The organism is Roseisolibacter agri, from assembly GCF_030159095.1.
GTDB lineage: Bacteria > Gemmatimonadota > Gemmatimonadetes > Gemmatimonadales > Gemmatimonadaceae > Roseisolibacter > Roseisolibacter agri.
Genome location: NZ_BRXS01000008.1, coordinates 90,698 through 111,456, shown reverse-complemented (window position 1 = coordinate 111,456; position 20,759 = coordinate 90,698). Strand labels below are relative to the sequence as shown.

The window sequence follows — 20,759 nt, the reverse complement described above, 5'->3', positions numbered from 1 at the left end:
GCGCCCCTGCGCGCCGAGCGTCTCACCGGTGGGGCGGACGGACACCGGACGCGCCGTGCGGCACGCCGTTCGTGCTCGGACGTGCAGCGGGTCTGTGCGGTCCGGTGCGGTGGGATGCGATGCGTCAGTCGACGCGCGCCTGGCGCAAACGCAGGCTGTTCGACACCACGCTCACCGAGCTGAAGGCCATCGCCGCGCTGGCGAGGATGGGGCTCAGCAGCAGCCCGAACGCCGGGTACAGCACGCCCGCGGCGACCGGGATGCCGACGACGTTGTAGACGAACGCCCAGAACAGGTTCTGCTTCATCGTCCGCATGGTGCGGCGCGACAGCTCGACGGCGCGCGCGACGCCGGCCAGGTCGCCGCGCATGAGCACCACGTCGGCCGCCTCCGCCGCCACGTCGGTGCCGCTCCCCACGGCCATCCCCACGTCGGCCTGCGCGAGCGCGGGGGCGTCGTTGATCCCGTCGCCCACCATCGCGACGACGCGCCCCTGCTCCTGGAGGCGCCGCACCTCGGCCACCTTGCCGTCGGGGAGCACCTCGGCCACCACGCGGTCGATCCCGGCCGCGCGCGCCACCGCCTCCGCCGTGCGGCGATTGTCGCCGGTGAGCATCACGACGTCGAGCCCGAGCGCGCGCAGCCGGCGCACGGCCTCGCGCGACGTCTCCTTGATCGGGTCGGCCACCGCGATGACGCCGGCCAGCGCGCCGTCGACGGCGACGTACATCGGCGTCTTCCCCTCGCCGGCGAGGCGCTCCGCGTCGGCGCGCAGCGGCGCGACGTTTATAACCCAGTCGGCCATCAGCCGCTCGTTGCCCACGGCCAGCGCCGTCCCGTCCACGACCCCCGTCGCGCCGCGCCCGGTGTGGGACTCGAACGCCTCCGGCGCCCGGACGGCGTACCCCTGATCCTTCGCGTGCCGGACGATGGCATCCGCGAGCGGGTGCTCGCTCGAGCTCTCGAGCGAGGCGACGAGCGCCAACAGCGCGTCGCGCCCGGCGGCGCTCGCGTGGACGGTGCCCGCCGCCGGCACCACGTCCGTGACGGTCGGGCGCCCCTCAGTCACGGTGCCCGTCTTGTCGAGCACCACGGTGCTGACGTCGCCGGCGCGCTGCAGCGCCTCGCCGCCCTTGATCAGCACCCCGAGCTCGGCGCCCTTTCCGGTCGAGACCATCACCGCGGTGGGCACGGCGAGCCCCATCGCGCACGGGCAGGCGATGATCAGCACCGCGACCGCGGCCGCGAAGGCGCGCACCAGCGCCGCGCCGGCGGGCGTGCCCGTCACGTGCGCCGCCACGAACCACGTCGTGAACGTGACGATGGCGATGCTCAGGACCACGGGGACGAACACCGCGCTGATCCGGTCGGCCAGCGCCTGGATCGGCGCGCGCGAGCCCTGCGCGTCGCGCATCAGCTTCACGATCTGCGCGAGCACGCTGCTGGCGCCGAGCGTCGTGGCGCGGTAGCGGAAGGCGCCGGTGCGGTTGATGGTCCCGCCGATCACGCGGTCGCCGGGCTTCTTCGCCACCGGCAGCGACTCGCCGGTGAGCATGCTCTCGTCGACGGCGCTCTCGCCGCTCACCACCTCACCGTCCACCGGTACGCGCTCGCCGGGGCGCACGAGCACCAGGTCGTCCGCGCGGACCGCCTCCACCGGGAGATCCACCTCGGCCTGCCCGCCGTCGGGGGTGGGGCGCAGCACGCGCGCGGTCTTCGGCTGCAGCGCGGCGAGCGCGCGCAGCGCGGAGGAGGTCTGCCGCTTGGCGCGCGCCTCGAACGCGTTGCCGGTGAGGATCAGCGCGATGATGATGACGACGGCCTCGTAGTACACGTCCGGCGCGAGCCCCGCGGCGCGGAACAGCCCGGGCGCCGCCGTGGCGACGGCCGAGTACAGAAAGGCCGCGCCCGTGCCGACGGCGACCAGCGTGTTCATGTCCGCCGCGTGGTGGCGGAAGGCGGCCCAGGCGCGCGTGTAGAAGTGGCGCCCCGCCCACGCCATCACGCCCAGCGTGACGGCGAGCAGCGCCCACGAAAGGGCGCCCGTCGGGATCGCGTACAGCCACGGCGCCGCGCCGCGCAGCGCCGGGGTGAGCGACTGCATCGCCCAGCGCATGAACGGGTCGGCGACAATGCCTGCGTGCCCGGCCGCGTGATCGCCGGCCATGAGCGGCATGGAGGCGACCATCGCCGCCGCGCCCGCCACGCCGCTCACCACGGCCTTCGTACGCAGCTCGTGGAACTCCTCCTCCTGCGCGCGGTCGCGCGCGGCCTGCTCGTCGACGGCGGAGGCGTCGGGTGGCGGCAGCTCGGCGCCGTAGCCGGTCTTCTGGATCGTCGCGATGAGCGCGTCGGGGGTCACCGCCGCCGGGTCGTACGACACGGTGGCGTTGCCCATCATCAGGTTCACCGCGGCGTCCACGACGCCCGGGGTCTTCTGCAGCGTCCGCTGAACGCGACCCTGGCAGGCCGCGCACGTCATCCCCGTAATCGGGATGACGACCTTCTCGGCGGCGGGCCCTGAGTGCGTGATATTCGCGGTGGTCATGGGAGCGACTCTCTCGGAACGCGGGGGATGTGCCGCGGACTCACTCGGCGACGAGCTTGCCGCGCAGCATGCCCATGCCGCAGGTGAATGCGTAGGTGCCAGGGACGGGGGGCGTCACCTCGACGACGGTCTGCTCATGGGCGGGCAGGTAGCGGCGGATGCCGAAGTCCGCGAAGACCACCTCCTCGGAGCACCCGGAGGTCTCCTGCCGGTCGAACGCGAGGCGCACCGGCCGGCCGGCCTTGACCCGCACGACGGCCGGGGAGTAGCCGCCCTTCACCGTGATGGTGGCCTGCTGCGCCTGCACGGCCCCGCTGCCCGACGTCCCGGTTGACGTCCCGGTTGACGTCCCGGTTGACGTCCCGGTTGACGCCGGGGCGAGGGTCGCGACCGCCCCGACGCGCTCGGCGGCGAAGAAGTACCAGAGCACCCAGCTGACGGCGGACGCGCCGGCGGCGATCACGAGCCAGTCGATGGCGGTCACGGGTGGGCGCCCTTACGCCGACGGCGTGGCGGTACGCGTGCTCGTGAGCGGCGTGGGCACCTCCGCGCGCGGTGCGCAGCAGGCGCAGCCCGCCGTGGCATCCTCGCTCGCGTCCGCCGCGCGCGGGGCGTCGACCGATGCTTCGTACCCCGCGCCCTGCACGGCCGCGAGCGCCGCCTCGGTGGTGGCGGACTCCGTGGTCCCGTCGAGCCGCACGGTAGCCGCACCGATGCGGACGTTCTCGACCTGCAGCCCGGGCACTGTCTCAAGCGCCTGTCGCACGCTCGACACGCAGTGGCCGCACGTCATCCCGGAAATCGCGAGCTTGACCGTCTCCATGGTTCCTCCTGCCGATGCGAGTTGAATACCCCCTGGGGGTAATATAATGTTAGTATGCCCCCTGGGGGTATGCAAGGGCCTGCGCCGACCCCGTGCCCCCGGCGTTGTGTCCCGTGGGTCGTCCTCAGTCGCCACACCACCGGCCCCTGGGCCGCCGCTCGGCCGCCGCTCGGCCGCCGCTCGGCCGCGGCCGAGCGGCGGCCGAGCGATGGCTGAGACCGGGCACGTCAGGGTGGTCGCCGCGGGGTGGGAGCGCGACGGCACGCGGATGCGCGCCCAGCGCGGGTGCAACTCGGCTCGTCCGCGGGCGCCGGAGGGGGAGGGCGGCCGGCTGGTACCGCGATGCCGGCATCAGCAGCGTCAGCGGCCCATCGTGAGCGCGACACGCACCGTGCGCGGCGCGCCCGGCATCAAGTTGTTGTTACTGAACGCCGTGCCCACGTAGTACCGGTCGAACAGGTTCTCGACGTTGACCTGGGCGCCCAGCCGTGGCACGAGCGGCGCGAGCGACACGAATGCCGCGGCGTCCACCCGCGTGAATCCCGGGAGCCGCACCGTGTTGTCGACAGCGGCGTACATCGCGGTCTGGTGCACCACGCCGAGCCCGAGCCCCAGCGGACGCGCGATCTGATAGCGGTTCCACACCGAGACGGCGGCGCGCGGCACCAGCGGCACCGTCGCGCCCGCTCTCGCCGCCGCGGTCGTGCTCGTGAGCGTCGCCCGCTGCCACGCGTACCCGCCGGCGATCTGCCACCCGCGCGTCACGTTGCCCGAGACGCCCACCTCGTAGCCGGTCGTCCGCTGCGCGCCCGTCTGCACCGTGCGTGCGGGGTCGGTCGGGTCAGGCGCCGCCGTGTTCGTCCGGTCGAGCCGGTAGAGGGCGCCAGACAGCGCGAGGGCGGGGCCCGCCTCCCACTTCACGCCGAGCTCGCGGTTCCGGAACCGCTCCGGCGTGAGCGTCTGCGACGTCGCGGTCAGCGCGGTGAACTGGTCGCCGGCGCTCGGCAAGTACGACACGCCGTAGCCGCCGTAGACCGACAGCGGCGTCACCGGGGTGAACACGAGCCCCGCGCGCGGCGACCACACCCGGTCGGTCCGCGCGAGCTCCTGGCCCGTGCGCTTGTTCCGGTACACGATGCCGAACCGCTCGTAGCGGAGCCCGAGGACCGCCTGCCACTGCGGGGAGAGCGCGATCTGATTCTGCGCGTAGACCGCCGCGGTCCCCGTGGTCGCGCGCCCGTCGGCGTCCGTCGCGCTCTGGCGGAAGGTCACCGGCGTCGAGATCGTCGGCGCGCTGAGGGGGACCGAGAGTGAGGTGGTGCCGTTGGTGGTCCCATTGGCGGTGCCATCGGCGAAGTACCCCGTCGTCCGGAACTGGTCGGTGCGCGACCCACCGACCTCGGCGCCGACGAGCACCGTATGCCGCACCGCGCCGGTCGAGAGCGTCCCGGTGAGGTCCGTCTGGTTGTACAGATTCCGTCGCCGGATCGTGTTGTTGTAGGCGGTGAGCGCCACCTGCGTCCCGGCCGCGTTCACCGCGCCCGGATAGGAGTTCTGGTAGAACTTGTCGTAGTCCGCGGCGCGCGTGCGGTTGCGCACGGTGATGCCACGCGTGCCCTGGTGCTCGACCGTCGCCCCGACGGCGTGCACGTTCGCCCACGCCTCGTTGACCGCGGGGTTGCCGAAGAAGGTCGTTCGCGCGGCGACGGCGGGCCGCCCCTGGAATGAGGGGACGCCGCGGTCCACGCGGCGGTCGTCGCGGAAATACTCGTACCCGAGGCGCACGGTCGTGCGCGCCCCGGCTGCGAGGGCGAGCGTCGGGTTGACGCCGTAGCGCTCCACCCGCGCGGCCTCACGGAACCCGCCCGAACGCTCGGCCATTCCGGTCACGCGCGCCGCCGCCAGCGGGCCGACCCCCTGCCCCACGTCGAGGGTCCCACGCCGGTGGGCGAACGAGCCGCCCGCAAGGGTCAGCGACCGAGTCGGCACCCACTGTGCCTCCCGGAGCACGCGGTTGACGACGCCCCCCCCGCCCCCACGCCCGAAGGTCATGGCGTTCGGGCCCTTGAGCGCCTCGACGCGGTCGACGTTGTATAGGTCGCGGAGGTACTGCGCGTCGTCGCGCACGCCGTCGACGAAGAAGTCGGCCGTCGTGCTGTTCCCCCGGATGGTCGGCTGATCGCGGTGCCCCTCGCCGAGGCTCATCGTCACCCCAGGTACGTAGCGCACGACGTCGGCCATGCCCTGCATCGCCTGGTCGTCCATCAGCTCGCGCGTCACCACCGTCACGGCCTGCGGCGTGTCGCGGAGCGGGGTCTCGGTCCGCGTGGCCGACGTCGTCTGCCGCGCGCCGTACCCGGGCCGCCGACCCGCCGCGCCAGTGATCACCACCGGGCGGAGCGGCTGACCCGCGGCAGCGTCCCGTCCCGCTTGGGCGACGACTGCCGTCCGGGCGTCGGGAAACCGCGCCGTCAGGCCGGTGCCCTGCAGGAGTGCGCGAAGCGCGTCTCCCGGCGTGAGGGTGCCGGTGACGGCGGACGAGCGGGCGCCGGTGAGCGCCGTCGCGTCCGCTTGGACACGCACACCAGCCTGGCGCGCGAAGTCCGCCAGCGCGTCCGCGAGCGGCTGCGCAGGAATCTCGAAGTGGCGGCGGCCGGTCGTGTCGGCGGACGCGCGGGGCGCGCCGGCCAGGCGCGCGGTGGTGGGGAACGGAGACGGCGGCTGGGCGTCCGACTGGGCGGCGACTGGCGTGCTGCCAGCGCTGAGGGCGACGCAGCCGAGTGCACCGAGGGCGACGAGTGTTCGCACGGGGGTCTGGGAAGAGAGACAGCGCGTGGATGCGCCCGCGAACCATCGCCGCGGCTGGTCGCGGCCGCACTTCGGCAATACTCCCGAACCCGCGGCGGGCGAACCCGCGGCGGGCGAACCCGCGGCGGGCGAACCCGCGGCGGGCGAACCCGTCAGCCGCCGCCGCGCAGTGCTCGCCGCGCAGTGCTCGCCGCCGCGCAGTGCTTGGCTCCCGCAATCCAGAGTGATATTATCGGGCATAGAATGCGACCGTCCCCCGCTACTCTCGACGTGGCCGCCGAGGCCACCCGCGCCCGTCGCGTACGCCCGCTGCCGCTGCTCGGGGCGGATGCGCCCACGACGCCGCCCGCGGAGACATCGATCCTGGTGGTCGCCGAGCACGCCCTGATGCGCGCCGGGCTCCGCGCCGTGCTCGGCGGCATGCCGGGGTTCGTGGTCGTCGCGGAGGCGCCGGACCTGCCGCGCGCCGCTGCGCTCGCGCGGCAGGTCCGGCCGGCGGTCGTGCTGGTGAGTACGCCGCCGCGCGACGCCGCCGACCACGCCGCCGTCGCGCGAGTCCGCGCCGAGACGCCGGGCGTCTGTGTGCTCTGCCTCGGAGACGCCGGAGGCGAGGCGGACGGCAGGGCCGAGGGCGGTGACCGAACGCCGCCGGACGGCGCCGTGATGAGCATCCCGAACGACGCGGGCGTGGTGGAACTCTGCGCGACCGTGGGCGCGCTCCTCGACGGCGGGTGCGCGGCGTGCGCGCTGCGCGCGCACTGCCCCATGCCGCGGCTCGTCGCCGCCCTCAGCCGGCGCGAGCGTCAGGTCGCGGTGCGTGTCGCCGCCGGGCTGACGAGCAAGCAGATCGCCGGCGCCCTCGGGATCGGCCTGCGCACCGTCAACACGTACCGAGAGAGCCTCGCGCGCAAGGTCGGCGGATCGTCGCCCGCGATCCTCACACGCTACGTCATCGCGTGTGGCTTGGACGGGGCGACCGGGCCGGACCCCGGCGTCTCTGGGCTTCCGGCGCCATCGAGCCGACTGGGTCGACCACCGACACATCGACCGCCGACACTGTGATCGGCGCCGCGCCGCAGCGCGACGGAGCGCGGCCCGCCGCCCACGCGCTACGGCGTCGTCCGCGCCCTCCGCACCGCGCGGGGTCGGGCGGGCCGCCCCGCAGGGTCCGCGGTCGCGACGATCTCCACGTCGCCGGACGAGAGCCCGAAGAACGCGCCGTCCGCGCACGCCACCTGCACGCGCGCGGCGCGCGCCGCCAGCATGCGCGGCACCCGCACCGTGACCTGCTCCGCGCGGTTCGGGACGGCCGGCGCGAGTACGACGTCGTACGGCCCCCCCGGCTCCGCCACGAGCGTCACCCGGACCGTCGCGCAGTGTAGCGGCGCCTCCGTCGTCCGCGCGGCGCGCCAGCGGACGACTTGCTGCGTGCCCGCGGCCGGCACGGTGACCCGGAACGGGCCGGCCGTGGGCACGACGTCCACCGCGACGTCATCGAAGGCCACGCCCCCGCGCCAGTCCCGTGCGGTGACCCGGCAGGTGAGGCGCCGCATGCCCGGCACTCGCGGAAGGACGGCGCCACTCGGGAGGGACTCGTACGGTGCCTGGCCGGAGGCCAGCGCCACGAGGCCGGGCAGCGTGCGCGTCGGCGCCGCGTCGGGCGGGAACGACCGGAACAGCGGCCGCACGTGACCGTCGTCGTCTCCGAGCGGGGGCGAGGCGGCGGGCGCCCAATCCGAGCGCGCGTACTCCTCCCACGTGTAGTACACGGGGTCCTGCTCCGGGTCGTCGCCCCGCGCGGTGAGCCGGAATGGCGTCGCGCGTGGGACGAACACGCGGCGCGGCGCCGCCGTGACCCGGGGCGCTCGGTTATCGACGACGCGGGGCACGCCGCACGCCGGCGCGCGTGCCGCGAGCAGATCGCGCACCTGCTGGATACTGGCCGCGTGGTAGTAGGGGCCCGCGTGCCACTGCACCAAGTCGGACTCGCAGAGGCCCGGGTACGCCATTACGGTCGACCCGCTCCCTGGCTCGAACGCGGTGGGCCCCCATCGACCGTCCGCGCACTCGTCCGCGACGGTGTTGAACGTGTGGGTCGCGCCGAGCTGGTGCCCGATCTCGTGCGCCACGACGTCGGTCGCGAAGTACAACTCCTCCTCGTCCGTCAGGGGCGCGGCCGCGGCGCCCCGGCGGAATGGGACGAGCGACACCCCCTGCGTCATCCGCGCGGTGTCGCAGAGCGCGCCCACCTCCGCCCACGACGTGCCGCCAACCCCGAACACGTGGGCCACATCGTACGGGGTGCCTGGCGGGAGAAGGGAGTCGACGACGGCGCGGCTCTCGCGGAGGATCACCGCGCCATCGTCGGACGGCGCCTGCCCCGGCGCGGCCGCCCGTGGGGGCGCGAAGCGAGCCGGGTTCGCGCCGACGAACAGGAGCGACCGCGACGCGGCGATGAGGGTGAACACCACGCCGAGGTCGCGCGCCGTGATCTCGTTCACGTAGCGGAGCGTGCGGTTGATCCCGACCAGCGCCGAGTCGCGCGCGGCCGCGGTGTCCACCGCCCCACGGGCGTAGAGGGCGGTGTAGTCGGCCGTCGCCACCGCGACGAGCCGAAGCGTCCGCAGCGGCACGGGTGCCTGGTCCGCAGAATCCCGCGCCGCGGATCGCGCCGCGGATCGCGCCGCGGATCGCGCCGCGGATCGCGCCGCGGGTCGTGCGGCGGGTCGCGGCGCGGGCCGGCCGGCGATGCCCGCCCGCCTGGTGGGCGCCGCCGACGGCCCGGGGGACGGCCCCGTGGCCGTCGGCGACCCGACACGCGCCCCGGAGTCCGGTCGCCCCGACGGCACCGGTCGCGGTGGCGTGACCGGCTGCGTCGGGACGCCGTCGGGACGGCGTTGCAATCGTCCGCCGCCGCCGACATCCGAGGCGTGCACGCCCGGCCCGAGCCACGCGGCAGACGGCACGGGCGCAATCGGGAACGTGCCGCCGGGCGCGAAGATGACGCCACGCAGGCCGTCGGCTGTAAGGTCGAACTGCGCCGTGACGGTCGGGTCGTCCGCCCCGCGCGCGCGATACGACTTCGGCAGCCGGGACGCGAGCTCCGGGGCCAGCGCGCTGCTCTCGTGGACAAGCAGCCGCACGTAGTATCGGTCGACGTCGTCCCGCCCCGCACCGGCGGCCGCCGATGGTCGACGTCGCAGCGGGCCGAGGGCCGACGGTCGCGGGAGCCAGAACTCGAGGCCGCCTTGGCGCGCGCCGGCCCCCGTGTCCACCGGCGCGAGCGTCAACCGTTGCGCGAGGCGGAACAGGTCCGCCCGGCTGATGGTCGCGGGGCCGAGCGTGATGTTCGCCTGCGCGCCGGACTTCGGCGTCGGCGGAATGACCCGCCAGATGCTGTCGGGCGACGGCGGGGGGTCGGGCCGCACGCCACCGGGGACCTGGGCCGCCGTCGGAGCGGCGATGCCGAACGTGAGCCCGAAGAGGACGCCGAGGGTCGGCGCGGCGGCGCGCCTGGGCGGCGACACGCAACGGCGGGTGGGCACGGCCCAACGCCAGTCGTCGGGCGTCCAACGCACATATGGATGCGGCATGGCGGTCCCGGTGACCGGTCCGAGGCGGACGCCGGCGCCGCCCACCGTCGCGGAGCCGAGGACGCCTCGCGGGCCCCGCGCGTCCCGGCGTCGGGCGGCGTCGGGCGGCGCACCGCTGCCGCGCCGCTGCCGCGCCGCTGCCGCGCCCGCGCGGCCTGTGGGGGCGACCCGTCCGGAGTATGCGCGTCCGCCGTCGCGTGCGCGAGGGGCGCCGCGCAGGCCGGCGGCGCCAGACGCGGCTCGGTTTGACGGCTCCGCCCGGTGCCTGTATCGTTGCCGCGCCGCGCTCCCTGCGACGCCGCCGGATCGCCGCGAACCTGTCGGTGCCCAACACCCCACCGATTCGCATGCCGATCCGCATGCTATACCAGCCTCCGCTGGACTGCCGGCCCCGCGCCCGGCGGCCGCACCGCTGCCTCGCCGCCGTGTCGCACCGTGCCCGCGTCGCCGTCGCCTCCGCCGTGCGCCGCGCCGCCTGCGCCGCCGCCCTCCTCGCCAGCCCGGCGCTCGCGGTCGCCCAAGCACCCGCCGCCGGCCCCGCCCCGACGGCGGACACCCTCTTCCTCGACCACGCCGGGAAGACGGCGACCTTCAGGCGCCGGCCCGTCGAGTCGGGAGACCAGCTCCGCATCCGGAGCCCGTTCAAGCTCACCGTCGTCGTCGCCCGGACTAACTCCGCGGTGTTCGACTGCGACGTGGGGCAGACGAAAACGAGCACCGCCGAAGTGGACGCCGCGCTGGGCTTCCTGAAGGGCCTCGGCCCCTACCTGCAGGAGATGGCGTTGGCGGCGGCCGCACGGCCGGACACGGCGGCGAACAACGCGTACCGCCGGGCGGCGGCCAATCTTACGGCGGCCCCCGGTGGACGCGGTGACGAACCGGTCGTACGCCAAGCGCTCGAGGAGATCGATGAGGCGCTCACCGGCGCGCGCGGGCTGCGGACGATCTTCACGCGGACGGCAGCGGAACTCGAACGTATGCGCGGGCTTCCGCCCGACAGCCCACTCGCGCTCGGGACGTACCAGACGTCGCTCAGCGCCGACTGCGTCTTCCAGGGACCGGACTGCGCGCGGCTGCGCGCCACCGAGCGCCTCACCACGGCCCTGTCGGTCCTCGGCGCGCGGTATGGCGCGTTCGCCAGCGCCGTCACCGCCCAGCCGTCGAACGACCCGAACACCGCCGCCGCCGAGAAGCGGCTCGTCGAGCGGGGGGCGAGCGCCCTCAGCGACGCCGACGCCCTCCTCGCGGCGGCCTACGCCATCGAGCAGATGGTGCGGCGCACCTACGGGGCGACGCGCACCATGACGTGCGACGACGTGGTGAGCGCGTCATGGAACAGCGGGCGCGACGTGACCGTCGCCGTGACCCCCACGACTGTGCCGGGCGTGGCGCGGACGCGCACCGGCGCGCCGTACACGATGAAGGCGAGCGTCCACCCCGATTGGCTGGTCCGGCCCACGGTAGGCTTGGCGTTCGTCGGCGTCCCCAACGCGAAGTTCCCGAAGTTCGCGACGAAGCAGCTCGACGACACCACGTACCGCGTGCAGGAAGCCGGCTCCACGGACGGCCGCTTCACTTACGGCCTCGTGCTCGCGTCGACGTGGCGCGGGCTCGACTACCGCGACGCGCGCGTCCCGTGGGCGGTCTACCTGCCGGAACTCACCATCAACCCGTCGGCCGACCTGCGGGCCTTCGCGGTCGGCGCGGGCGTTTTGCTATACAACGTCAAGCTCGGAGTGGGCCGGGCGTGGACGAAGCACAGCGTCCTCGCCGGGCAGACCGTCGGCACCACCCTGCGCGACCCGGATGAGTTGAGCACGCGAGAGACGTACGGGCCCAGCAAACCGTACGTCAGCATCGCGCTGGTCGGTTTGCCCCCGTTCGTCCCGTAGGCACCGGTGGCCGCCGGTGTCGCTGGTGGCCGCCGATGGCCGCCGGCGACGAGCGGCGACGAGCGGCGACGAGCGGCGACGAGCGGCGACGAGCGGCGACGAGCGGCGTGGGGCATCGACGCGGCTCGCGCGAGGTCGACGCGCTTGCGTCCATGCGGACGCGCCTCCAGGTTGCGCGGCCCGCCGCGAGCGGGACCGCTCACACGCCGAGCCGCCGTCAGCCGCCGAGCGCCTCCCGTACGGCACGCAGTAGCTCATCTGCCGTGAACGGCTTCTGCAGCAGCCCAACGCCCTCCGCGAGTGCGCCCTGTCGGGCGACCGCCGCGACGCTGTACCCGGACATCAGCAGCGCGCGCGTGCTCGGACGCCGCTCGCGCAACCCGGCGAGCAGCGCCTCACCGCCGGCCTCGGGCATCGCGACGTCGGTGAGCACCAGATGCAGGGGGCCCTGGTACGCCGCCGCCACCCGGAGCGCCGCGCGTCCGTCTCCGGCCTCGAGCACGTGATACCCGCCCCGGTCGAGGATGCGGCGCACGAACCCGCGGATCGGCGCCTCATCCTCGACGAGCAGGATGGTCCCTCGCGCCGCACCGCCCTGCACCGCCCCGCACTCTACCGCGAGCTCCGCGTCGGCGGCCGCGAACGGCGGGGGTGGGACCGCCGCCCCACCGCCGGGCAGCAGGACGGTGAACGTGCTCCCCGCCCCCGGCGCGCTGTCCACGTACACGTGGCCGCCGGACTGCATGGCGATGTCGTACACGGTGGCCAATCCGAGCCCCGTCCCTTGCCCCAGGTCCTTGGTCGTGAAGAACGGCTCGAAGATCTGGGCCTGCGTCGCCGCGTCCATGCCGAGCCCCGTGTCGCGCACGCGTAGCGCGACGTAGCGGCCCGCCGAGAGGCCGGGGCGCCGCGCCGCGTCGCGGCCGTCCACGCGCTCGCGCCCCGTCGTCACGGTGATCGTGCCGCCGGCGGGCATCGCGTCGCGCGCGTTCACCACGAGGTTCATCAGCACCTGCTCGAGCTGACCGCGGTCCGCCTGCACCGGCCCGAGCCCCGGTGCCAAATCGGTCGCGAGCGCCACGTCCGCTCCGAGGGTGCGGTGCAGAAGCCGCGCGACGTCCTCGACCACGGCGTTCAGGTCCACGGCTTCCGGCCGGAGCACCTGCCGCCGGCTGAAGTTCAGGAGTTGGCGGGTGAGACCCGCCGCCCGGGCGGCCGCTCCGGCGACCGCGGTCAGGTCCGGCCGCGCCGGGCTCACGTCCGGCAGCGCGCGCAGCGCGAACTCGGTGTTCGCGCTGATGATCGTCAGGAGGTTGTTGATGTCGTGTGCGACGCCGCCGGCCAGCCGGCCCACGGCTTCCATCCTCTGCGCCTGGCGGAGCTGCGCCTCGAGCGCCTGCTGCTCAGTGACGTCGACGGAGTTGACGACGACCCCCGCCACAGCAGGGTCGTCGAGCAGGTTGGTGCCCACCGAGGAGAGCGTGCGCCAGGAGCCGTCCCCGTGGCGGAACCGGTACTGCACGCGCGCCGTGCGCCCGGACGTCGCGCGCGCCTCCGCGAACGCGGCCGCCACCCGCGCCGCGTCGTCCGGGTGCACCAGCGCCAGCGCGTCGCGCCCGATCAGGGCAGTCGGCGCGTAGGCCAAGTGCCGGTGGTGCGCCGGGCTCACGTACCGGTACACGCCGTCCGTGTCGACGACGGCCATCAGGTCGGACGCGTGCTCGATCAGCGCGCGGACGTATCGCGCGCCCCGCACCAGGGCCTGCTCCGCCCGCGCGCGTTCGAGCGCGATCCCCAGGAGGTGCGTGGCGGCCCCGATGAGCGGTGCGTGCGCGTCGGACGGGCGCCCCGGCGCCCCGCGGTAGACGGCGAACGTGCCGAGCACGGCGCCATCCGGCGCGAGCAGCGGCGTCGCCCAGCACGCGCGCAGCCCCGCGGCGAGCGCCGCGTCGCGGAAGGGCGCCCAGCGCGCGTCCGTGGCGATGTCCTCGGTGACCACCGGCAGGCGGTGGAACGCCGCCGCCCCGCAGGTGCACGCGCCGGGGCCCACCACGAGCCCGTCGACGGCGGCGGTGAAGGCGTCCGGGAGGCTCGGCGCTGCCCCGTGTCGGAGGCGCCGCCCATCCCCGTCCAGCCGCAGCACGGCGCAGCGCGCCCCAGGCGCTTCGCGCTCGACGAGCCGCGCCACGGCCGCGAGCACCTCCGGCATCGCCTTACCCGCGGCGATCATCTCGAGCACGGCTGCCTGATCCGCCGACCGGCGCTCCGCGCGCCGGCGCTCGCTCACATCGCGCAGGACTGCCGAGAAGTGCGGCGGCTCGCCGGGCCGCAGCGACGGGTGCGCGACTACGACCATCGACACCGGTGTTTCGACGCCGTCGGCGCCCAGCACGGCCCCGTCGCCGGTCCAGCGACCGTCGCGGGCGGCGGTCGGGAGCCCCTCCACCGTCAGGCGTTCGAGCGTGGCGGGCGGGAGGAACGTGGCTGCCCGGAGCGTCGTGACGTCCGCGTCGTCGGCGAGACCCAACGTGCGACGTCCCGCGGCGTTCAGGTACTCGATGCGCCCGTCCGGCGCTGCGGTGCCGACGAGGTCCGCCGAGGCGTCGTGCATGGCGAGCAGGCGCGCGCCTCGGACCTCGGCCTCGTGCTGCGCCGCCAACTCGCGGTAGTACGCCCGCGTCCCCACGCAGCGCCGGGCCTCGGGTGTGCCGGCCATCACGGGCTCCGCGCGGCCGCGGCAGACGATGCGCCGGCCATCGCGTGTGAGAAGCACGGCCTCGAGGTCGTCCACCGCCTCGCCCTCGGCGAGCCGGCGCGCCGCCGTGCTTGCGTAGCAGGCGCGGTGCTCCGGCGCCACGACGTCGTCCAGGCGCAGCCCCGCCGCCTCGGCGGCCGAGTAGCCCAAGGTTTCGCGCCAGGCGCGGTTCACGTACGTGATCCAGCCGTCGGCGTCGGCGGCGCACACGAGTTCCGTGGTCCCGTCCAGCAGCTGCGTCAGGGCCGCAGAGTCGACGACCACTCGGGCCGAAGGGTCGGCCGAAGGGTCGGTGCGCGTCGTCGGCGCGCCGACCGTGGCCGCCCCCGACGGGTGGCCCGCCCAGAACGCAGCTGGACGGCCGACGCTGAGACGCTCCGCACCCGCCGCAGAAGAGTCGGACAGGGGCTGAGCAGCGGGTCCGATCCGCAGACGGGCCATCGGGCAGGGAGAGGGAGTCGCAGCGCCGGAGCTGGGCTGCACGGACATCAGGGGCGGCACACGCCTCATGGCACCGCCGAGCCGGCGTGCGCGGGACAACCGTCGGTGCGCCACAGCGCGCCACAGCGCGCCACAGCGCGCCACAGCGCGCCACAGCGCGCCGCCGTGCCAGAGGCGCCACTCCACGACACCACGCGTCTGGTGGCGCCACCGATGGCGCCGCCGGCGCCGGAGATCGCGGCGATTGCGGGTCGCACCGTGCCGCAGGCGTGGAGTCGTGCGGTGGGCCTGTCCACGAGCGCCCCCTCCGCCCGACGACCACCGCGGCCGCAGACGGGACCTCCGACCCAGACACGGGCACCCTCAGGGCGTGCAGGTACCGGAGCCATGCCCCGAAGCCAGGACGACGCAGTCGCGCCGAGGTTTTATCCGGCGTAGAATCTAGACCGTCAGGTTATCCGCGGTAGAGGCGCGGGTCGAGACGCCGCGATTCCCGTAGCCCCGCGGGATGGCCCCCCTTCCCATCCTTCCCGGATCGGCACGAGTCGGCGCGGCGCACACGCGAGCACGGCCCGCAGGTGCCGACCATCCGCCCCCCTGTCGCAGCGGGGGCGACGCGCGCGCGTCACGCGCGCTTCCCGAGCCTGCTCACGGCGCGCGCCCCTCGGAGGAGCGTCGCGGAGACGCGGTGAGGGGCACGCCGTCACGCGGGAAGCGCCAGGCGCCGCCGGAGCACCCGATGGCCGGAGCACCCGATGGCCGGAGCACCCGATGGCTGGCGCGACCCATGAACGCTGCCGCGTGCGAGCACGAGGTCACGACTCGGATTCCGCCACTCCCACGCTGAGTACGTAGCCCCCTGCCCACCGGGCGCCCCGGCGCCCGGATGAATCTGGTGAGGCCGGCGGGGCCGGCGGGGCCGGCGGCCCCCCCCAGCCCCTCGCGACGCCGGCATCCGGCGCACGCCGTCGTGGCAGCCGGCGGACGCACGCTGATCGACGCACCCGAGGCGCGCCGTCGCGCAGGAGACGGCGCGGACCTCCGCTGGGCCGCGGGACGTCCGCAGCTGCGCTTCCCGGGGTTGCCGTTCGCCGAAAACCGCCGACCCTCGCCTCGGCGTCCTACGCGGCGGGGGGAGCGCCACTGGTGGGATCACGCGCGTCCTCGGCCGTCCACCCGCGGCACGCCGCGACGAGGGCGTCCCAGTCGTCCGGTGGTGCGCCGGCGCGGAGCATATCGCCGAAGACGGCGTACGGATCGGAGCGCGCGCCCCGCGCGCGCAGCGTCCGCTCGTCGTTCAGCCACACGTACGCGATGACCTTGGCCGTGCTGTCGTAGCGGAAGAAGAGGCGGTATCGCTCGAAGAACTTCGCGCGCCGCCACCGCGCGTAGCCGGCCCCGAGCGTCCGGCCCTGGCGGAAGCGCGCCGCGCCGGGGTCGCGCGGAATCTCGTCGCGAATGAGGGTCCGGACGGCCGCGAAGACCTTGGTGGCGGGTTTCGTCGCGTACCCCGTCGGGTCGACCGTGCGCAGCCGCTCGACCTCGCCCCGCAGGGCTGCCCAGCGGTCAGCGAACCCCGGCCACACGATGATGCGCCAGCCCTGGAACACCAGCGGGGCGTTCATCGGCGCGCGCGCCAGCGGGGCGCCTCCCCTTCCGACGCCCCTACCGACCGGCACGCGCGCGGCGCCGGTCGCGTCCGGCGTGCGACCTCGTGACGCGTCCTGTTGTGGGCGCTGCGGTTTGCGGCGGTCTGCCATGCAGTCTCTCGGGCGGCCGGACCAACGTGCGGCGCGGGGGCGCGTCCGGACGGCCGCCCCCCAGACCAGGTCACCGGGACTCACGAGGGGCCGTCGCCCGGGCACGTCACGGCAGCTCGAAGTCCTCGGCGCCCTCAAGCGGCGCGTCCAGGTCCACCTCGACTCCTTCGAGCAGCGCGTCGACGCCCGCCATGTCCTCGGCCGTGAACGGGCGGAGGAGATCGCGGCGGGCCTCCAACTGCCCGTCGAGGAAGCCGAGGTACGCCGCGAGCACCGGGTCATGCCCCTCGACCTCCGGGGCGAGGTCGACCGGCACGTCGACGCTCACGAGCATCTGCCCGGGGGCGATGACGTGTGCCGCCACCCGCCCGCCCTGAAACTCGGGGTGCGCCTTGAACAGGGCCTTATCGAACGTGAACCCGTCCGAGTTGCCCACGGTGGTATGGCGTCCGCGGAATGGCATCGTCGTCTCCGTCGCTCCGAACTCGTCGCCTCAAGACGGCGGCTAGCTCGCCCGACTCGCGAGCGCCGCCGCCGTTCGTACAATAGTACGAACACACCTGGCCTTCCGCAACATTCGGGGAGGGGCCGCGAGTCGTCTCCCCGGGTCGGCCGGCGGCCCGAGCGACTCGGGGTGACCGGGCGGGGTAGGCCGCGGCGTGGCGGTCGCGGTAGCCATCGCCACTCCACTCGCCACGCGAGCCGCACGGGCCGCCCCCGCCGCGCCGCCGCGGGGCGCGCCACGAGTCCCCGTTGACACTCCCACGCATGAATGCGTGGGATTCTTCCTTCACCCCGCAGTGCCGGCTGTCGACGGTCTGACCCGCGGTCCAGAAGCGTTTCTGGCGTCCGGCTGCCCGCCGGCCGCTCCCTGCTGGTCTTCGTGCCCCTTCCCGAGCAGCCCGTTGGCGAGCAGGCGCCAGGCCTCCTGCCGCAGGTTCTCCGACGCGTTGCCGTCCCGGTCGTGCACGCTGGCACACTGCCCACACGACCACGTGCGGTCGGCGAGCGTGAGATCGGGGTTCCGTCGGTGGCACACGGAGCACCGCTTGGTCGACGGGAACCACCGCCCCACCGGTATCACCCAGCGCCCGGTTCGCCCGTCCGGCCCACCGCCCCACCACGCGGCCTTGTAGTGCAGTCGCCGGTGGAGGTCGCCCCAGGCCGCATCCAGCACGCTCCGGCTCAGCTTGGTTCTCGCGAGCGCCGACACGTTCAAGGACTCGACCCCGAGCACGGGGTACGCGGTGATCAACTGCGTGGCCAGCTTGGCGGCGAAGTCCTGCCGCCGGTCGCGCACCCGGCCGTACTCGCGCGCCAGCGCCCGGCGCGCCTTCCCGCGGTTGCGGCTGCCCTTCACCTTGCGCGACACCGCCCGGTGCAGGCGCCGGAGCTTGCGATCCGCGCGGCGGCCGAAGCGCGGGTTCGCCACGGTCGCGCCGTCGGAGAGCACGGCGAACGTCGTGAGCCCCTGGTCCATGCCCGCCGCGGCCGCCTCGGGCGGCAGCGGGAACGGCCCCTCCTCCACGTGCCGTGCGCCGACCAGCGCCACGTGCCAGCGCCCGCCGGCGTCGCAGGTGAAGCGCGCGCTCTTCGTCGGCCCGATCTCCGCGAAGGTGCCATCCTCCGCGCGCGCACGCCGGACGCGCACCCAGCCCGCCCCGGGCACGTAGAGCCGGCCGCCGTCGAGCCGCACGCGCTGCGGGATGCGGAACGCCGGGCGGCTGCGCTTCCGCGTCTTCCGGCGCGGAAAGCGCGCGCGGCTCTCGAAGAAGTTGGCGAACGCGCGTTTGAGGTCCGCGAGCGCCTGCTGCAGCGCCTGGCTGTCCACCTCGGCCAGCCACGCCATGGCCGGCGCCTGCTTGAGCCCCGTGAGCTCGGCCGAGAGCGCGGCCCAGCTGACGGACTTCCCGTCCGCCCGGTAGGTGGCGGTGCGGCGCTCGAGCGCCCAGTTCCACACCCACCGGCGCGCGCCGGCGAGCCGCCCGAGCTGGGCGGCCTGCTCGGCTGTCGGCTCGAGCCGGAAGCGGAAGGCGCAGGGGAGCAGGGCCACGGGCGTTGGCGGCGGTCAGTCGCGGGTCTTCTGCTCGGCGATGTAGCGCTCGACGGTGGCGGCGCTGACGTTGCCGGCGGTGCTCACGAAGTAGGACCGGGTCCAGAGCGACGGCAGACGGCGGAGCGCCGGGAACTCGGCGCGTAGCAGCCGTGAGGAGCGGCCCTTGAGCGCGTGCATGATCTGCGTCGGGGGCACGTCGGGCGTGGCGCCCAGGAACAGGTGTACGTGGTCGGGCATGACCTCGAGCGCGATCACCTCCCACCGATGCTCGGCGGCCGCGGCCTGCAGCACGACCTTCAGGCGCGCCTCCACCGGTCCGACCAGCACGCGCCGTCGCCGCTTCGGGCAGAACACGAAGTGGTAGTTGAGCAGGAAGACAGACGTGTTGCCGTGTTGATAGGGGCGCGCCATCACCACAGGCTCTGCGATCACAGCGTCCTGCACAAGAGCACCGCCCGGCGGGCGGCTGGGGCTCTGCATCCAACGCCTGAAGGCGTTGGCTTTCCGCCCCAGACCCCGTTGCTGTAAGTCGGTGAGGGCGGCCGGCACGCCGCGGGTGGCGCCGGGTGGCGCCGGGTGGCGCCGGCGGGAGGCTGGAGCGTTACCGCCTCAGCGGGCGGAGCACCGTCCCGGGGGAGGTCACCCGTGGAGGTCGAACAGCATGTTCACCTCCGCCGCCTGCGTCGCACCGTCATAGTCGATCACCGGTACGTTCGTCCGCTCGAACCCGTAGTTCTCGTACCACGTGAGTAGCCCTTCCCGCGGCAAGGCGTCCAACGTGAGGTAGCGGACGGCGATCTGTTCGCTGAGCGTCTTCGCCAACCCGATCACGTACAGGAGCATGTACTCGCCGACCGAGACGACGTCCGGCTCGTCGGGGTCGTCGGCGCGCCTGGCGTCGGTCAGCTGGATCTTCCGCCTCGCGACGGCCTCGTTGACGCCGAACCGAGCGATCTTCACCGCCGGCGCCCAGAGGTACGGGATGCTCTCTGGCCGCTCGCGACCGTCAAGCCGGACCGCATCCGTCTGGATCGCGAAGCACCCGAGCAGATCTGCCCCGTGCCACACGCTCCATGTGCGGGCGACGTGCTGCGTGGCGTCTCGGTAGGCATCCTCGCCGCAGAAGTAGTCCGTGATCTCTTCTTCCCGCGAGTGGAAGGTGTGCTCGGGCCCGGGAGGCTGCGCGATGACGCTCAGCTGATAGTCCGGGACGACGGGCACCGCTTCACGGGCGGGACTGGCCGCGCCCTCCAGGGGCGCGGCCGCCGTCGGAACGGCGGGGGCCGGGACTGACGCCGAGGATGCCGGTACGACGCTCTTGGACATGAACGCGTTGGGTGAACGAGCACGCGCGCGCGGCGATGGAGCCCACACGCGACGGCGGGCGTGCGGTCAACCGCACGCCCGCCAGAGTTACACCGGATGGCGACCTCACCGCGGCGACGGGGGCGCTACCTCTCGCGCACCCCATCCGGCCCTCGACGGCCCTACCGCGCGCCGACGAGCCCGCTCTGGTGCTTCGCGTTCGCGGCTTGGTACACGCGGACGGCACGGCGGAGCAGTGCCGCCTTCTTCGGAGCCGGCGGGGTCGGCCGCTGCAGGTCGCGGTAGATCCGCGCCGACACCTCGCGGCTCATCACCGGGGTCTGGAGAATGGGCTTCGTGCTCATGGTCGCGCCCTCCGGGGAAGAAAGCCGGAGCGTTCTCACGCTCGATGCACAGTGTACCCCAGGAGACGCGGTCGGTTCGTGTCCGCGACGAATCGACGGGGGGCGGTATAATCTAGACGCGGCGCGGCTCTATACGCAACGGCCCCGCCTGGTTGCCTCCTCGCGGACCGGCGGACCGCTCCCACGGGCCAGTACGCGAGGTGGCAGCGAGATCACTCCCGGGGAGGGGGGTCGGCGTGACGAGACGCTCAGCCTATCCTGCGCCTGGCGCAATGTAGCTCCTGAGAGCGCCGCCCGAGCCCGGCGGACGGAACGCTGGGTGGTCCCCGGCCGCGCGGAGGAGCGGCCTCGCCACCTCGGTGAACAACGCCCCGCTCAGGTAGTAGCCCAGCAGCCCCCCGCCGACTGACGCG

Annotated in this window: 14 protein-coding genes; 2 read left to right on the top strand and 12 right to left on the bottom strand. The window is 74.5% G+C overall.

The genetic code is table 11. The annotated features are described in order from the left end of the window. Positions 1–124: 124 nt before the first annotated feature. The 4 genes from rosag_RS23585 to rosag_RS23570 all read right to left on the bottom strand — a co-directional run bounded on the left by rosag_RS23585 (position 125) and on the right by rosag_RS23570 (position 6,179). Positions 125–2,548, bottom strand: a complete 2,424-nt coding sequence (locus tag rosag_RS23585; protein WP_284352640.1) for a heavy metal translocating P-type ATPase — start codon at positions 2,546–2,548, stop codon at positions 125–127. A gap of 40 nt (positions 2,549–2,588) precedes the next feature. Then, positions 2,589–3,032: a cupredoxin domain-containing protein gene (locus rosag_RS23580; protein WP_284352639.1), complete on the bottom strand. Its 444-nt coding sequence runs from the start codon at positions 3,030–3,032 to the stop codon at positions 2,589–2,591. A gap of 12 nt (positions 3,033–3,044) precedes the next feature. Continuing rightward, complete coding sequence (locus rosag_RS23575) at positions 3,045–3,371, bottom strand: heavy-metal-associated domain-containing protein (protein WP_284352638.1); 327 nt, start codon at positions 3,369–3,371, stop codon at positions 3,045–3,047. Between the two features lie 360 nt (positions 3,372–3,731). Continuing rightward, positions 3,732–6,179 carry a TonB-dependent siderophore receptor gene (locus rosag_RS23570; protein WP_284352637.1) on the bottom strand — a complete coding sequence of 816 codons (2,448 nt, stop codon included), beginning with the start codon at positions 6,177–6,179 and terminating at the stop codon, positions 3,732–3,734. Between the two features lie 270 nt (positions 6,180–6,449). On the opposite strand from rosag_RS23570, the gene rosag_RS23565 reads away from it, so the two are divergent. Further along, a complete protein-coding gene (locus rosag_RS23565; protein WP_284352636.1) occupies positions 6,450–7,241 on the top strand; it encodes a response regulator transcription factor in 792 nt (263 codons plus the stop codon). Between the two features lie 47 nt (positions 7,242–7,288). Here the strand turns inward: rosag_RS23565 and rosag_RS23560 are convergent, their stop codons facing one another. Further along, positions 7,289–8,812, bottom strand: coding sequence for a reprolysin-like metallopeptidase (locus tag rosag_RS23560; RefSeq protein ID WP_284352635.1), 1,524 nt, complete (start codon positions 8,810–8,812; stop codon positions 7,289–7,291). 1,139 nt (positions 8,813–9,951) lie between these two features. Between rosag_RS23560 and rosag_RS23555 the strand changes: the two genes are divergently transcribed. Further along, a complete protein-coding gene (locus rosag_RS23555; protein ID WP_284352634.1) occupies positions 9,952–11,664 on the top strand; it encodes a hypothetical protein in 1,713 nt (570 codons plus the stop codon). A 217-nt stretch (positions 11,665–11,881) separates the two neighbouring features. Here rosag_RS23555 and rosag_RS23550 read toward each other — a convergent pair whose 3' ends face one another. The 7 genes from rosag_RS23550 to rosag_RS23520 form a co-directional block, all read right to left on the bottom strand. Continuing rightward, positions 11,882–14,683: a hybrid sensor histidine kinase/response regulator gene (locus rosag_RS23550; protein ID WP_284352633.1), complete on the bottom strand. Its 2,802-nt coding sequence runs from the start codon at positions 14,681–14,683 to the stop codon at positions 11,882–11,884. A gap of 1,298 nt (positions 14,684–15,981) precedes the next feature. Further along, positions 15,982–16,485 carry a type II toxin-antitoxin system YhaV family toxin gene (locus rosag_RS23545; protein ID WP_284352632.1) on the bottom strand — a complete coding sequence of 168 codons (504 nt, stop codon included), beginning with the start codon at positions 16,483–16,485 and terminating at the stop codon, positions 15,982–15,984. Positions 16,486–16,726: 241 nt separating this feature from the next. Beyond that, positions 16,727–17,056 carry an AbrB/MazE/SpoVT family DNA-binding domain-containing protein gene (locus tag rosag_RS23540; protein ID WP_284352631.1) on the bottom strand — a complete coding sequence of 110 codons (330 nt, stop codon included), beginning with the start codon at positions 17,054–17,056 and terminating at the stop codon, positions 16,727–16,729. Between the two features lie 354 nt (positions 17,057–17,410). Continuing rightward, on the bottom strand, positions 17,411–18,673 hold the full coding sequence (locus rosag_RS23535) for an RNA-guided endonuclease InsQ/TnpB family protein (protein ID WP_284352630.1): 1,263 nt from the start codon (positions 18,671–18,673) through the stop codon (positions 17,411–17,413). A 15-nt stretch (positions 18,674–18,688) separates the two neighbouring features. Further along, positions 18,689–19,087 carry an IS200/IS605 family transposase gene (tnpA, locus tag rosag_RS23530; RefSeq protein ID WP_284352715.1) on the bottom strand — a complete coding sequence of 133 codons (399 nt, stop codon included), beginning with the start codon at positions 19,085–19,087 and terminating at the stop codon, positions 18,689–18,691. A gap of 228 nt (positions 19,088–19,315) precedes the next feature. Continuing rightward, the gene (locus rosag_RS23525) at positions 19,316–20,002 is read right to left on the bottom strand and encodes a hypothetical protein (RefSeq protein ID WP_284352629.1); all 687 of its coding nucleotides are present in this window, start codon (positions 20,000–20,002) and stop codon (positions 19,316–19,318) included. Between the two features lie 161 nt (positions 20,003–20,163). Beyond that, positions 20,164–20,346 carry a hypothetical protein gene (locus rosag_RS23520; RefSeq protein ID WP_284352628.1) on the bottom strand — a complete coding sequence of 61 codons (183 nt, stop codon included), beginning with the start codon at positions 20,344–20,346 and terminating at the stop codon, positions 20,164–20,166. Between the last annotated feature and the right edge of the window lie 413 nt (positions 20,347–20,759).